The 14,173-nt window shown below is 72.4% G+C and carries 9 protein-coding genes; all 9 read right to left on the bottom strand.

Translation table 11 applies throughout. The features are described from left to right. Positions 1 to 119 precede the first annotated feature (119 nt). Entirely contained in the window at positions 120 to 707 is a 588-nt protein-coding gene (locus G3I42_RS31545; RefSeq protein ID WP_164291110.1) for a GNAT family protein, read from the bottom strand. Positions 708 to 734: 27 nt separating this feature from the next. After that, the gene (locus tag G3I42_RS31540) at positions 735 to 3,005 is read right to left on the bottom strand and encodes an MMPL family transporter (RefSeq protein ID WP_164291109.1); all 2,271 of its coding nucleotides are present in this window, start codon (positions 3,003 to 3,005) and stop codon (positions 735 to 737) included. Between the two features lie 544 nt (positions 3,006 to 3,549). Then, positions 3,550 to 5,061 carry an Asp-tRNA(Asn)/Glu-tRNA(Gln) amidotransferase subunit GatB gene (gatB, locus tag G3I42_RS31535; RefSeq protein ID WP_164291108.1) on the bottom strand — a complete coding sequence of 504 codons (1,512 nt, stop codon included), beginning with the start codon at positions 5,059 to 5,061 and terminating at the stop codon, positions 3,550 to 3,552. Positions 5,062 to 5,077: 16 nt separating this feature from the next. After that, on the bottom strand, positions 5,078 to 5,320 hold the full coding sequence (locus tag G3I42_RS31530) for a hypothetical protein (RefSeq protein WP_164291107.1): 243 nt from the start codon (positions 5,318 to 5,320) through the stop codon (positions 5,078 to 5,080). Further along, positions 5,317 to 6,810: an Asp-tRNA(Asn)/Glu-tRNA(Gln) amidotransferase subunit GatA gene (gene gatA / locus G3I42_RS31525; protein WP_164291106.1), complete on the bottom strand. Its 1,494-nt coding sequence runs from the start codon at positions 6,808 to 6,810 to the stop codon at positions 5,317 to 5,319. The genes G3I42_RS31530 and gatA overlap by 4 nt, the downstream gene beginning before the upstream one ends. 4 nt (positions 6,811 to 6,814) lie before the next feature. Beyond that, entirely contained in the window at positions 6,815 to 7,111 is a 297-nt protein-coding gene (gene gatC / locus G3I42_RS31520; protein ID WP_007821802.1) for an Asp-tRNA(Asn)/Glu-tRNA(Gln) amidotransferase subunit GatC, read from the bottom strand. Between the two features lie 457 nt (positions 7,112 to 7,568). Next, complete coding sequence (locus G3I42_RS31515; protein WP_164291105.1) at positions 7,569 to 9,830, bottom strand: EAL domain-containing protein; 2,262 nt, start codon at positions 9,828 to 9,830, stop codon at positions 7,569 to 7,571. A gap of 937 nt (positions 9,831 to 10,767) precedes the next feature. Beyond that, a complete protein-coding gene (gene ligA, locus G3I42_RS31510; protein WP_164291104.1) occupies positions 10,768 to 13,062 on the bottom strand; it encodes an NAD-dependent DNA ligase LigA in 2,295 nt (764 codons plus the stop codon). 61 nt (positions 13,063 to 13,123) lie between these two features. Further along, a complete protein-coding gene (locus G3I42_RS31505; RefSeq protein WP_164291103.1) occupies positions 13,124 to 14,131 on the bottom strand; it encodes a methionine synthase in 1,008 nt (335 codons plus the stop codon). Positions 14,132 to 14,173: the final 42 nt, after the last annotated feature.

Below are 14,173 nucleotides of genomic sequence, written 5' to 3'. Positions count from 1 at the left end.
CGGCGTGGTGCCAGCGTCCGCGCTGAGGCGGGGGCGACGCGTCGGGCGATCGCCCACGACGGGGCGCGCGGGGGCCTCAGTCGTGCGGCGCGGTGCCTCAGGCGCGGCGCCCGGAGGGCTTAGGCGCGCGGCTCGCCGTCCTCGCGCGCGTCCCACTCGTGGGCCAGTACGGCCCACCCCTCCATGTCGTGACGCACCCCGCCTCTCGGGCTGCTCTCCCTGAGCACCGCCTCGCGCGTCATCCCGAGGCGGCGGGCGACGGCGGTGCTCGCGGTGTTCGCGGCGGCGGCCCACCACTCGACACGGTGCATGCCGCGCTCGTGGAAGGCCCAGTCGGCGAGGACGTGGCAGGCGCGCGTGACGAGGCCGCGCCCCGTACCGGCGGGTTCGAGCCAGCAGCCGATCTCGCAGACGCCCGTCCGGGCGTCGAAGACGCGGAAGAGGACGCCGCCGACGAGCGTGCCGCCGCCCGGCTCGGCGCAACCGGTCCAGATCCCGTACAGGTAGCCCTCGTCGGCGGCGCGCTTCGTCGCGTACCTGTGCAGCAGGTCGCGCGCGGCGTCCTGCGAGACGACGGGGTCGACGAAGCCGATGTACGTGCCGATGAAGTCGCGGCCTCGCTCGACGTGCGCGAAGAACTCGGCGGCGTGCCACGTCTCCAGCGGGCGCAGTTCCGCGCCGTCGTCCGTGAGCGGTAGGGCGAACAAGGTGCCTCCCGTGCCGGGCACGGCCGGTCAGCCGGCCCGTACCCGATCGTCCTCGTGGGCGGACGCGTCCGCGCGCCCGGCCTCGTCCGCCGGACACGGACGGGGCACGACTTTAGAGGCGCCGTCCTCGTCCGGCACGGGCTTTTCGATCGTGAGCCGGGGCAGCCACCGGTCGAGCCACTTCGGCAGCCACCAGTTCGCGTCACCGAGCAGGTGCATGAGCGCGGGCACGAGCAAAGTGCGCAGCACGAAGGCGTCGAGGGCGACGGCGACGGCGAGCGCGATGCCGAACATCGAGATGACGCGGTCCCCGGAGAGCACGAAGGCGAGGAAGACCGAGATCATGATGACGGCGGCCGAGTTGATGACGCGGCTCGTCTCGGCGAGGCCGACGCGTACCGCGCGGCGGTTGTCGCCGGTCTCGCGCCACTCCTCGTACATCCGGCTGACGAGGAAGACCTGGTAGTCCATCGAGAGCCCGAAGAGCACCGAGACCATGATCACCGGGAGGAAGGGCTCGATGGGCCCGGAGGCGCCGAGGCCGAGCAGTTCGCTGCCCCAGCCCCACTGGAACATCGCGACGACGACGCCGAAGGCCCCTCCGACGGCGGAGACGTTCATGACGGCGGCCTTGAGCGGGATCGCGAGGGAGCGGAAGGCGAGCAGCAGCAGGATGGAGCCGAGGGCGATGACGATGCCGATGAACATCGGCATCTTCCCGACGATGAGCCGGGCGAAGTCGTCGTACCCGGCGGTGACGCCGCCGACCGCGACGTCGAGCGACGTGCCGCTCTCCGCGCGCGGCAGGACGTCCTCGCGCAGCCGCTCGACGAGCGCGCTGGTCTGCTTGGACTGCGGCGAGGAGGCGGGCACGACGGTGAGGTACGCGGCGTCGCCGCGCTGGTCGTACGTGACGGGGCTGACGGAGGCGACGCCCCGCACGTCGGCGAGGTCGCCGTGGAGCCGGTCGAGCGCGACCCGGTCCTGGGCGCCGTCGACGTGCGTGACGAGCGTGAGCGGCCCGTTGGCGCCGGGCCCGAAGCCGGAGCCTTCGGCGCCGTCGCCCGCGAGGAGGTCGTACGCCTTGCGCGTCGTGGACGTCGCGGGGTTGTTGCCCTGGTCGGAGGTGCCGAGGTGGAGGGAGAAGGTGGGCAGGGCGAGGAGTGCGACGACGGCGACGGCGCCCGCGCCGAGCAGCCGCGGATGCCGCTCCACGAACGCCGACCAGCGCGCCGCGAAGCCGCTCGGCGTCTCCGGCTCGGGCCCGCGCTCGGCGAGCCTGTGCCGCTCGCGGCGGCTGAGGGCGAGGGCCCCGGTGTACGAGAGGAGCGCGGGCAGCAGCGTGACGGAGGCCGCGACGGTGAGCAGCACGGTGAGCGCGGCGGCGATCGCCACACCGTTGAGGAAGGAGAGCCGCAGGACGAGCATGCCGAGCAGGGCGATGCACACGGTGGCCCCGGCGAACACGACGGCGCGCCCGGTCGTCGCCGTCGCGTCGACGGCGGCCTGGTCGGGGTCCGCGCCGCGGCGCAGGGCTCTGCGGTGGCGCGTGACGATGAAGAGCGCGTAGTCGATGCCGACGCCGAGGCCGACGAGCATCCCCAGCATGGGCGCGAAGTCGGCGACGGTCATGGCGTGGCCGAGCAGCGGGATGGCGCTGTAGGCGGTGCCGACGGCGACGAGTGCGGTGGCGATGGGCAGGAGGCTCGCGAGGAGCGAGCCGAAGGCGAGGAAGAGGACGATCGCGGCGACGCCGACGCCGATCGCCTCGCTCAGGTGCAGCCCGGAGGATTCCGTGGCGGCGACGGCGCTGCCGCCCAGTTCGACCTGGAGGTCGGGGCCCGCCGCGTCCCGCGCGGTGTCGACGACGGCCCGCGCCTGTCCTGCGGGAAGGTCGTCGGCGGATTTGTCGAAGGTGACAGTGGCGTACGCGGTGTGCCCGTCGGCGCTGATGCCGCCGCCCTCGCCGGTGCCCTGGTAGGGGCCCGTGACGGCGGAGACGCCGGGCAGGTCGGCGAGGTCGTCGAGGGTGCGGCCCATCGTCTGCTCGACGGCGGCGGCGCGGACGGAACCCTGGTCGGTGTGCCAGACGACGGTGTCGCTGTCGCCCGCGAGCCCGGGGAAGTTCTCCTCCAGGAGCCGCGTCGCACGGCCCGATTCCGTGCCGGGGGCGTCGTAGTCGTTGGAGTACGCGGAACCGGCGAGCAGCCCGCCCACCGCGGTGCCCGCGAGTACCACGAGCCACAGGACGACGGTGAGAAGACGGTGCTTGACGCACCAGCGGGCGAGTGCTGCCACGGACGGCTCCCTGCGGGCTTCGTGGACGTGCGGAGGGAGCCACATGGCGCGATCGCGACAGCGGACGCCAAGAGAGCAGGCCCCGAAACCGGCCTGAGCCGGGCGGTTTCGGACACTGTGGCAGCAAAACCTGATCGTTTGACCGTTTCGTGGGCCGCTTCACATGGGTTTATTCCCGCCCTACGGGAATTTTTCGGGGGTGCTTGCCGGGTGGAGAGCGCACAGTTGTGCACCCGAGGGAGTTCGGTGTACGGATGCGCACCGGAGGGTCTCCGTGTACATCTGCACACCTGCGCCCCTCGGTGCACGCTTGTGAACCGAACCGGTCGGCGCACAGTTGTACAGCGAACCCAGCCGGCGCACACCTGTACACCGGGGCGGTGTAGTGCACACTTGCACAACCACGCCGTACCCCGTCGCGCCGCATCCGCGCCGCGCTCCGCCGAGCGCACATTCGTACGCCGAAAAGGGGCGGCTCCCCACCTCGCGGTGGGAAGCCGCCCCTCGTCAGCCTCGAAGAGGCCCGATGGCGATGGCTCGGTGGCTACTCGCTCACGCCCAGCTTCTCCAGGATGAGCTGCTTGACGCGGGCCGCGTCGGCCTGGCCGCGGGTCGCCTTCATGACGGCGCCGACCAGCGCGCCGGCCGCGGCGACCTTGCCGGCGCGGATCTTGTCGGCGATGGCCGCGTTGCCCGCGATGGCCTCGTCCACGGCGGTGCCGAGGGCGCCCTCGTCGGAGACGACCTTCAGACCGCGCTTCTCCACGACGGTGTCGGGGTCGCCCTCGCCGGCGAGCACGCCGTCGATGACCTGGCGGGCGAGCTTGTCGTTGAGGTCGCCCGCGGCCACGAGCGCGGTGACGCGCGCGACCTGCGCCGGAGTGATGGGCAGCTCGTCGAGCGCGCGGCCGGACTCATTGGCGTTCCGGGCCAGCTCGCCCATCCACCACTTGCGGGCCTGGTCGGCGGGGGCCCCGGCGTCGATCGTCGCGACGATCGGGTCGAGGGCGCCGGCGTTGAGCATCGACTGCATCTCGTGCGCCCCGACGCCCCACTCCTCGCGGAGCCGGTTGCGCCGGGCGAGCGGCAGCTCGGGCAGTTCGCCGCGCAGTTGCTCGACCCACTCCTTCGGCGGGGCCACGGGCACGAGGTCGGGCTCCGGGAAGTACCGGTAGTCCTCCGCGTTGTCCTTGATCCGCCCGGAGGTCGTGGAGCCGTCCTCCTCGTGGAAGTGACGGGTCTCCTGCACGATCGTGCCCCCGGAGGAGAGCACGGCGGCGTGCCGCTGGATCTCGTAGCGGGCGGCGCGCTCGACGGAGCGCAGCGAGTTGACGTTCTTCGTCTCGCTGCGGGTGCCGAGCGGCTTGGTCCCGTTGGGGCGCAGCGACAGGTTCACGTCGCAGCGCATCTGCCCCTTGTCCATCCGCGCCTCGGAGACGCCGAGGGAGCGGATGACCTCGCGCAGCTCGGCGACGTAGGCGCGGGCGACCTCGGGGGCACGCTCCCCGGCTCCCTCGATCGGCTTGGTGACGATCTCGATGAGGGGGATGCCTGCGCGGTTGTAGTCGAGCAGCGAGTGCGAGGCGCCGTGGATGCGTCCGGTGGCGCCGCCGATGTGGAGGGACTTGCCGGTGTCCTCCTCCATGTGGGCGCGCTCGATCTCCACGCGGAAGACGCTGCCGTCCTCCAGCTGTACGTCGAGGTACCCGTCGTAGGCGATGGGCTCGTCGTACTGGGAGGTCTGGAAGTTCTTCGGCATGTCCGGATAGAAGTAGTTCTTCCGGGCGAAGCGGCACCACTCGGCGATGGAGCAGTTGAGCGCGAGGCCGATACGGATCGCGGACTCGACGCCGATGGCGTTGACCACCGGGAGCGCGCCGGGCAGGCCGAGGCAGGTGGGGCACGTCTGCGCGTTGGGCTCGGCGCCCTGAGCGGCGGAGCACCCGCAGAACATCTTGGTCCTGGTGCCGAGCTCGACATGGACCTCCAGGCCCATGACGGGGTCGTAGGACGCGAGGGCGTCCTCGTACGGCACCAGGTCAGCGGTGACGGTCACGGTGAAACTTTCCCTCTCAGCCCAGCAGGACGTCGTCGTCACCGAGGCGCTTCAGCTCCCGGTAGAGGATGGCGAGCCCGGTGATGATGCCGACGCCGGTCACGACCGCGTCGACCAGGCGCAGCTTGTCGCCGTCCTGGCGGGCGCGCTTGACCTGCTTGACGACGTTGATCGCGCCGAAGGCGGTGGTGCCCATCGACACGTACGTGCCGGTCTTCGACTTCTTGAAACCCTTGGCCTTGCTCAGTGCATTGCTCACAGCGACGGTGCCTCCTCAAGCAGCGGGTGCCCCCAGCGTTCCACGAAAGCGGCCTCGACGGCGGCTCCGACCTTGTAGAGACGCTCGTCCTTCATCGCCGGGGCGACGATCTGGAGCCCGACCGGGAGCCCGTCCTCGGGCGCGAGGCCGCAGGGCAGGGACATCGCGGCGTTGCCCGCGAGGTTCGCCGGGATGGTGCACAGGTCGGCGAGGTACATCGCCATCGGGTCGTCGCTGCGCTCACCGATGGGGAAGGCGGTGGTGGGCGTGGTGGGCGAGACGATGACGTCGACCTGCTCGAAGGCGCGCGCGAAGTCCTGCGTGATGAGCGTGCGGACCTTCTGGGCGGAGCCGTAGTACGCGTCGTAGTAGCCCGAGCTGAGCGCGTACGTACCGAGGATGACGCGCCGCTTGACCTCGGGCCCGAAGCCCTCACCGCGCGTGATCGCGGTGACGTCCTCGGCCGAACGGGTGCCGTCGTCGCCCACGCGCAGCCCGTACCGCATCGCGTCGAAGCGCGCGAGGTTCGAGGAGCACTCGGAGGGGGCGATGAGGTAGTACGCGGAGAGCGCGAGGTCGAAGGACGGGCAGTCCAGCTCGACGACCTCGGCGCCCAGCTCCTTGAGCAGTTCGACGGACTCGTCGAACCGCTGCACGACTCCCGCCTGGTAGCCCTCGCCGCGGAACTGCTTGACGACGCCGACGCGCATCCCGGCGACGCTGCCGTTGCGCGCCGCCTCGACGACGGGCGGGACGGGGGCGTCGATGGAGGTCGAGTCGAGCGGGTCGTGGCCCGCGATCACCTCGTGGAGGAGGGCCGCGTCCAGGACCGTACGGGCGCAGGGGCCGCCCTGGTCGAGGGAGCTGGAGAAGGCGACCATGCCGTAGCGCGAGACGCCGCCGTAGGTCGGCTTGACGCCGACGGTGCCGGTGACGGCGGCGGGCTGGCGAATCGAGCCGCCGGTGTCGGTGCCGATCGCGAGCGGCGCTTCGAAGGAGGCGAGGGCGGCGCTGGAGCCGCCGCCGGAGCCGCCCGGGATGCGGGTGAGGTCCCAGGGGTTGCCGGTGGGACCGTAGGCGCTGTTCTCGGTGGACGAGCCCATCGCGAACTCGTCCATGTTGGTCTTGCCGAGGATGACGACGTCGGCGTCCTTGAGGCGCCGGGTCACCGTCGCGTCGTACGGCGGAATCCAGCCTTCGAGGATCTTCGAGCCGACCGTCGTGGGCACGCCCTCGGTCGTGAAGATGTCCTTGAGCGCGAGTGGCACGCCGGCGAGCGGACCGAGCTTCTCGCCGCGGGCGCGCTTCTCGTCGACGGCGCGGGCCTGCGCGAGCGCGCCCTCGCGGTCGACGTGGAGGAAGGCGTGGACCTTCTCGTCCACGGCCTCGATCCGGGCGAGGTGCGCCTCGGCGACCTCGACGGCGGTGAGTTCGCCGGAGGCGATCTTCTCCGCCGTCTGCGCGGCGGTGAGCCTGATGATGTCGGTCATCGCGTCAGTCCTCCCCGAGGATCTGGGGAACCTTGAATCGCTGCTGCTCCTGCGCGGGGGCCCCGGAGAGCGCCTGCTGGGGGGTGAGCGAGGGTCGGACCTCGTCCGCGCGCATGACGTTGGTCAGCGGCAACGGGTGAGAGGTCGGCGGTACGTCCTGGTCGGCGATCTCGGAGACGCGGGCCACCGCGCCGAGAATGTCGTCCAGCTGTCCTGCGAAGTGCTCCAGCTCCTCCGCGGACAGCTCCAGGCGCGCCAGCCGTGCGAGGTGAGCTACCTCCTCGCGCGTAATGCCAGGCATGCGGCGATCCTTCTGGGGTCTCGGTTCATGGACTACGGGGGCAATCCTATGGCCGAGCGGGAGGGGGGTGCGGCGGGGCGGGGGTGGGGGTGCGATGGGGCGAGGGGTGAGCGGGTCGGGAGGGGGCGGGCGGGGCGGTTTGGGGGCGGGGGTGGGCGCTCGTACGCGAGGTGAGGGCAGCCCCCGCCCTCCCAGGGGGGCGCCCCGTAACCAGTCTTTCAACCCCCACCCCCCGCCCCGCACCAATTCCACGAATCTGTGGACAACTTCGCCCTTCCCGAAAAAGCTCTCACTCTTACGGGTTGTGGATATCTTCGGCCCGAAGCACGGCCCGCCGAGGTGTGCCATTGTCATCCCCAGTGCAGGAACCGGTGCCTCACCCAAGCACCAAGCACAGTGCTTCCGTCCGGCCCGCCCCAGGCTCCACATCAAGGGGAGGGCGACGAGGGTTACCGGTTCAGCCTGCCGTGGTCCCACCTCCCCGGACCTGCGGCGGGCACGCCGCGCGGGGCTCGCGACCGCGTGCGGCGCCACGTGCACGCAGCCAGGCGGTGGTCTCCTCCGGGGGCATCGCGGCCGAGACCAGCCAGCCCTGGACTGCGTCACAACCGAGGTCTCGCAGCCTCTCCCACGTCTCGTCGTCCTCGACGCCCTCGGCGACGACGACGAGACCCAGGGAGTGCGCGAGATCCACGGTGCACCGCACGATCTCGGCATCCTCGGTGTCGATGGCGAGGCGGGCGACGAACGAGCGGTCGATCTTCAGCTCGCTCACGGGGAGGCGGCGCAGGTGGACGAGGGAGGAGTAGCCCGTGCCGAAATCGTCGAGGGACATCTTCACGCCGTGCCCGGTGAGGCCGGCGAGGGTGTCCGCCGCACGCTGGGGATCTTCGAGGAGTACGTGCTCGGTGATCTCCAGCTGAAGGGCGCCCGGCGGGACGCCGTGCCGCGCGAGGCGTCCCGCAACGGCCCCCGCGAAACCCGGGGTGTGGACGTCACGGGGAGAGACGTTCACCGCGACGGGGACGTAGAGCCCCTGCGCGCGCCACCGCGCGACCTGGCCGAGCGCGGTCTCCAGCACGTACTCCGTGAGGTACGGCATGAGGCCGCTGCTCTCGGCGATGGCGATGAACTCGTCCGGCGGCACCTTCCCCCGCTCCGGGTGCACCCAGCGCACAAGTGCCTCCAGGCCCGCGACTTCGCCGTCGAAACGGACCTTCGGCTGGTAGTGCAGCTCGACGTCACCGGTGTCGAGCGCGCGACGCAGGTCACCGAGGAGCCCCAGCCGGTCGGGGGTATTGGAGTCGCGCTTCGACTCGTAGACCTCGACGCCGGTGCGGTCGCGCTTGGCCTGGTACATCGCCACGTCCGCGCGGCGCAACAGCCCTTCCGCGTCGAGGGCGTGGTCGGGGAAGACGGCCACGCCCGCGCTCGCCTCCAGGACGAGGGTCAGTCCGTCGAGGTCGAGGGGGGAGCCGAGTTCGCCGACGAGGCGGCGGGCGAGGCGCTGCGCGGCGGTGGTCGAGTCGGCGGCGGGAAGGAGTATCGCGAACTCGTCCCCGCCCAGCCGGGCGGCCTCCGCCTCCCGGGGCAGCGAGACCCGCAGCCGTTCAGCGACCTGGAGGAGGAGGCGGTCACCCGCGAGGTGACCGAGTGTGTCGTTGACAGAACGGAAACGGTCGAGGTCGATCAGGAGCAGCGCGGTCCGGTCACCTTCCCGTTCGGCTGCGTCGAGCGCGGTCCAGATGCGTTCGAGGAGCCACTGCCGGTTGGGCAGCCCGGTGAGCGGGTCGCGCAGTTGCTCCTCGGCCCGGGCGTGCGCCATCCACAGGGAGGTGTCGAGAGCGTAGAGGGGAATGGCGAACAGGGGCAGCAGAACGGGCCGGTAGGCGGCGACGACGCAGATGAGGGGGGCGATGCCGAGAAGGGCGACGGCCACGAGGAACTGCCGGTTCACCGCGGTACGGGTCGCGGTGGGCAGCCGCGGGACCCGGCGGGTGTGGAGCAGCCACAGCAGGAGGCGCGTGACCAGGAGATAGGCGAGGCCGGCGAGGAGGAGTTCGGGGGCGGTGTAGAGGTCCCAGCGTTCGGGATGCCAGGGCTGCTCGACGCTCGGCACGACACCGCAGGCCGCGAGGGCGAGGGCCCCGGCGACGGTGCCGAGGACGTCGACGGCACCGTGCAGGACACCGCGGCGCCAGCGGTGCCGGCGGGCCAGGCCGACGAGGACGACGACGGTGAGGCTCACGAGGACGGCGGGCAGCCAGCCGTACAGGAGCAGAACGGCGAGGGTGAGGGCGGCACCCGAGCCGGTGCCGCCCCACCAGCGGTCCCTGCCGAGGGCGACGAGGTGGCCGACGATGAGGCCGGTGAGCACCGCGAGGGACCAGCCGTCGACACCGCCGGGGAAGAGCCCGTGCCGGGTGCCGAGGGCACGCACGACTCCCGTACCGAGGAGTGCGGCAGCGAGCGCCACGACGGCCGCGGGCAACGCGGGCAGCACTCCCCCCGGCGCCGCCCCGGCCCTCGGCCGGATCACCCTGCCCCCGTACGCGCTTCCCGCTCCGCGACCGGTGACAGCATCGCGTGCGCCGCCGGATATCCCTCCGTACGTTCCCGGCCCTCCGCCCTCGGCCTCGTTCACCCGCGCCCGCGCCTTCCCCCCGCGCGCTCCCCCGCGCTCCGCCCGAGGCGTTTCGACCTGACTGCCGCGCGCCACGGACTCGCGCCCTCGTCTTACGGACTGAGCCCCACGCGCCCCCGACGCAGCCCCGCGCACCGCCGCCCCGGGCTCACGCACCGCCGCCGACCCGGGCTCACGCCCTGCCGGTTCAGGCCCCCGTACGCCCGTTTCAGCCCCGCGCGCCACCGGCTCCGGCCCACGCGCCCCGGCCCCAACCCCCTCCCCGGCCTCACCCCCGCCAACGCTGGAGCCCCCCGCGCCGAAGTCCCGCCTCGCGGGCCCCCTCAGCGGTCCCGCGCCCCCCGCGGATGGTGCGGGCCGGTGCGGGAGGGAGGGGCGGGGGACGGAGGACTCGGGTGAGTCGGATGCGTCGGTCGGGGTCGGGGACGGGGACGAAAGCGCGGGGCGCGGGGGTGGCGGGGTGCGGGTGGGGGGCACGGGGCCGCGTCCGGCGAGCGTGCGCAGTCTTCGCAGGACTTGGCGCGTGCGCTGCCGCAGCCTGGAGACTGGGGCGACACTCTCGGTCGGTTCCATTCCCGTCCCTCTCACCACCGGCGGTACCCGTACCCCGGCCCGAAGCCTTCGGTGCGGAGCCCCCTGTTCCGGCCTTGCGGGCGGAGACGGCGGGCGCGCCAGTCCACACTAGGCCGCGAAGGGCCTCCTCGGGCAGGCGTAGCACGGGGTTGCCCGAATGCGCCCCGGCCTTACGGATGCGTCTGGTATGCGCCGAACGGGCGGACCGTCACCCGCTCCCCCGCCCACCCTCACCAGCTGGCAAGGCGCCGGTCAACCGCCCGCCGGGCTCTGTTCGTTCCCGTACGGACGCCCCCGCGCGCACCCCCCGAGCCCCGGCGCACACCCCTTCAGCGCCCCGGCGGCCCCGCCGCACGCGGAGTCCCCGCAAGCCCGCCAGCCCATGCCCCCGCGCCGACCCACGCCCCCGTCCCGAGCCACCCCACCCCTCAGCCCTCGCCTACCCTTCCTGCTCCTCCTCGCCCTCCTCCGCCGGCCTGACCGCGGCCTCCGCAGCCGCCTCCGGGCCCTCCTCCAGGAGGATCGCGAAGCCGTCCTCCTCCAGGACGGGGACCTTCAGCGACAGTGCCTTGTCGTACTTGGAGCCGGGGTTGTCGCCGACCACGACGAACGAGGTCTTCTTCGAGACCGAGCCCGTCACTTTCGCGCCGCGCGACTGGAGCGCTTCCTTCGCGACGTCGCGGGTCCAGCGTTCCAGAGTGCCGGTGACGACGACGGTGAGTCCCGCGAGCGGGCGCGGGCCGCTGTCGGTCTCGGACTCGGCGGCCTCCATGCGGACGCCCGCCGCCTTCCACTTGCGGAGGATCTCGCGGTGCCAGTCCTCCTCGTACCACTGCTTGAGCGAGGCGGCGATGGTCGGGCCGACGCCCTCGGTCTCGGCGAGTTCGCTCTCCTCGGCCGCGAAGATCCGGTCGATGGAGCGGAATTCGCGGGCGAGCGCGGCGGCGGCGACGGGGCCGACGTGGCGGATGGAGAGGCCGGTGAGGATCTGTGCGAGGGGGCGCTGTTTGGCGGCCTCGATGTTCTCCAGCATGGAGAGAGTGTTCTTCTTCGCGACGCCCTCCTTGTTGGCGAAGAAGGTGACGATCTTCTCCTCGCCGCTGTCGGGGTCGCGTTTGGGCAGTCCGGAGTCCTGGTCGAGGACGTAGGAGCGGATCGGGAGGAGTTCCTCGGCGGTGAGGTCGAAGAGGTCGCCCTCGTCGCGCACGGGGGGTTCGCTCGGCTCGATCGGCTGGGTGAGGGCGGTCGCGGCCACGTACCCGAGGTGTTCGATGTCGAGGCTCTTGCGGCCCGCGAGGTAGAAGATCCGCTCGCGCAACTGGGCCGGGCAGGCGCGCGCGTTGGGGCAGCGGAGGTCGATGTCGCCCTCCTTCATCGCGCGCAGCGGCGTGCCGCACTCGGGGCACTCGGCGGGCATGACGAAGGCGCGTTCGCTGCCGTCGCGAAGGTCGACGACGGGCCCGAGGATCTCGGGGATGACGTCGCCCGCCTTGCGGAGCACGACGGTGTCGCCGATGAGGACGCCCTTCGCCTTGACGACGTCCTGGTTGTGCAGCGTCGCGAACTCGACCTCGCTGCCGGCGACGACGATGGGCTCGACGACGGCGTACGGCGTCACGCGCCCGGTGCGCCCCACACCCACACGAATGTCGACCAGTTTGGTGTTGACCTCCTCGGGCGGGAACTTCCACGCCGTGGCCCAGCGCGGGGCGCGCGAGGTGGAGCCGAGGCGGCCCTGGAGGGGAATTTCGTCGAGCTTGACGACGACGCCGTCGATCTCGTGCTCGACGGAGTGCCGGTGCTCGCCGTAGTAGCGGATGAAGGAGCGCACGCCGTCGAGCGAGTCGACGACCTTGTTGTGCTTGGCGGTGGGCAGGCCCCACTCGTGGAGCAGTTCGTAGGCGTGCGAGAGGCGGTCGATCGTGAAGCCCTCGCGGGCGCCGATGCCGTGGACGACCATGTGGAGCGGGCGGGTCGCCGTGACCTTGGGGTCCTTCTGGCGCAGCGAACCGGCCGCCGCGTTGCGCGGGTTGGCGAAGGGCTTGTCGCCGGCGTCGACGAGGCGCGCGTTGAGGGCCTCGAAGTCCTCCATCGGGAAGTAGACCTCGCCGCGTACCTCGACGAGGTCGGGGACGCGGTCCCCGGCGAGCTGTTCGGGGATGTCCGAGATGGTCCGTACGTTCGGTGTGATGTCCTCGCCGACGCGGCCGTCGCCGCGCGTCGCGGCGCGCGTGAGCCGCCCGTTCTCGTACGTCAGGTTGACGGCGAGGCCGTCGACCTTGAGCTCGCACAGGTAGTGGTAGCCGGGCGCGCCGATCTCCTTGGCGAGCCGTTCGGCCCAGGCGGCGAGGCCCTCGTCGTCGAAGACGTTGTCGAGCGAGAGCATGCGCTCGCGGTGCTCGACGGAGGCGAAGGGCGTGAACTGCTGGTAGTCGCCCGCGACTTTCTGGGTGGGCGAGTCGGGCGTACGGAGCTGTGGGTGCTCCTCCTCCAGCGCGGTGAGCCGGCGCAGCAGCTCGTCGAACTGCGCGTCGCTGACGACGGGCTGGTCGTTGACGTAGTACCGGTAGCGGTGCTCGTCCACCTCGCGGGCAAGGCGGTCGTGCTCCTCGCGTACGTCGGCGGGGACGACGCCCTCGTCCCCCGCGCCGCCCGTGTCCGCCGAGACCGGCGCGCTCCCCGCGGTCTCCTCCGTCTGTTCCGCGCTGTCCCGCGGCGTGTTCTCGCCTGCCATCGTCCGTCCTCCCGTATCCCCGTGCGTGCCCGTGGTCACTTCGGTCCCGTCGCGCCGGTCGTCACTCCGGGTGGTCCGCGAGCGAGCGTGCGGCGCGGACGCAGTGCGCCATCGCGGCGCGGGCGTACGCGGGCGAGGCCCCCGCGAGCCCGCAGCTCGGCGTGATCACCACGGAACGCGGAAGAATCGCCGGTGAGAGCCCCAGCCTGCGCCACAACGACCTGACCCCCATGACGCTACCGGCAGGGTCTGACAATGCCGTGTCGCTGCCGGGCACGACACCCGCGAAGAGTCGCGTGCCGGCCTCGACGGCCTCCCCGATCGCCTCGTCGTCACGCTCGGTGAGCAGCGAGAAGTCGAAGGAGAGGGCGGTCGCGCCCGCCCTGCGCAGCAGCGCGAAGGGGACGTGCGGGGCGCAGGAGTGGACGACGGTCGGGCCCTCGGTGACGGCGAGGACGTCGCGCAGGGTCGACTCGACGAGCTGGCGGTCGGGGGCGCGATGGGTGCGGTAGCCGCTCGCGGTGGGGACGGTGCCGGTGAGGACGGCGGTGAGCGAGGGTTCGTCGAGCTGGAGGACGACGGTGGCGGCGGGGACGCGGCGGCGGACGTCGGCGAGGTGCGCGCGCAGTCCCTCGGTGAGCGAGGCGGCGAGGTCGCGGACGGCGCCGGGGTCGGAGAGGGCGGCCTCACCGCCGCGCAGTTCCAGCGAGGCGGCGAGCGTCCAGGGGCCCACGGCCTGCACCTTGACGAGGCCGTCGTGGCCCTGGGCGAACTCCTCCAGGGCGTCGAGGTCCTCGCCGAGCCAGGAGCGCGCGCGGCGGGTGTCGCGCCCGGGGCGGTCGCTGACGCGCCAGCCGCTCGGTTCGAGGTGGGCCCAGATCTCGGCGAGCAGCCCGATGGTGCGGCCGATCATGTCCGCGCCGGGGCCTCGCGCGGGCAGCTCGGCGAGGTAGGGGAAGTCCTCGAAGGAGCCGGTCGCCGCGCGGGCGGCCTCGCGGGCGTCGGTGCCGGGCAGCGAGCCGATCGCGGTGGCGGAGGGCCAGGTGAGGGAGGGCGTTGATGCGGTCACGCGGTAAGCGTAGGCGGGCCCGGGGGGGTGCGGCCGTACGGG

The sequence above is a fragment of the Streptomyces sp. SID11385 genome (assembly GCF_010548245.1).
In the GTDB taxonomy this organism is placed as follows: Bacteria; Actinomycetota; Actinomycetes; order Streptomycetales; family Streptomycetaceae; genus Streptomyces.
This window is presented reverse-complemented; position numbering and strand designations above follow the sequence as displayed.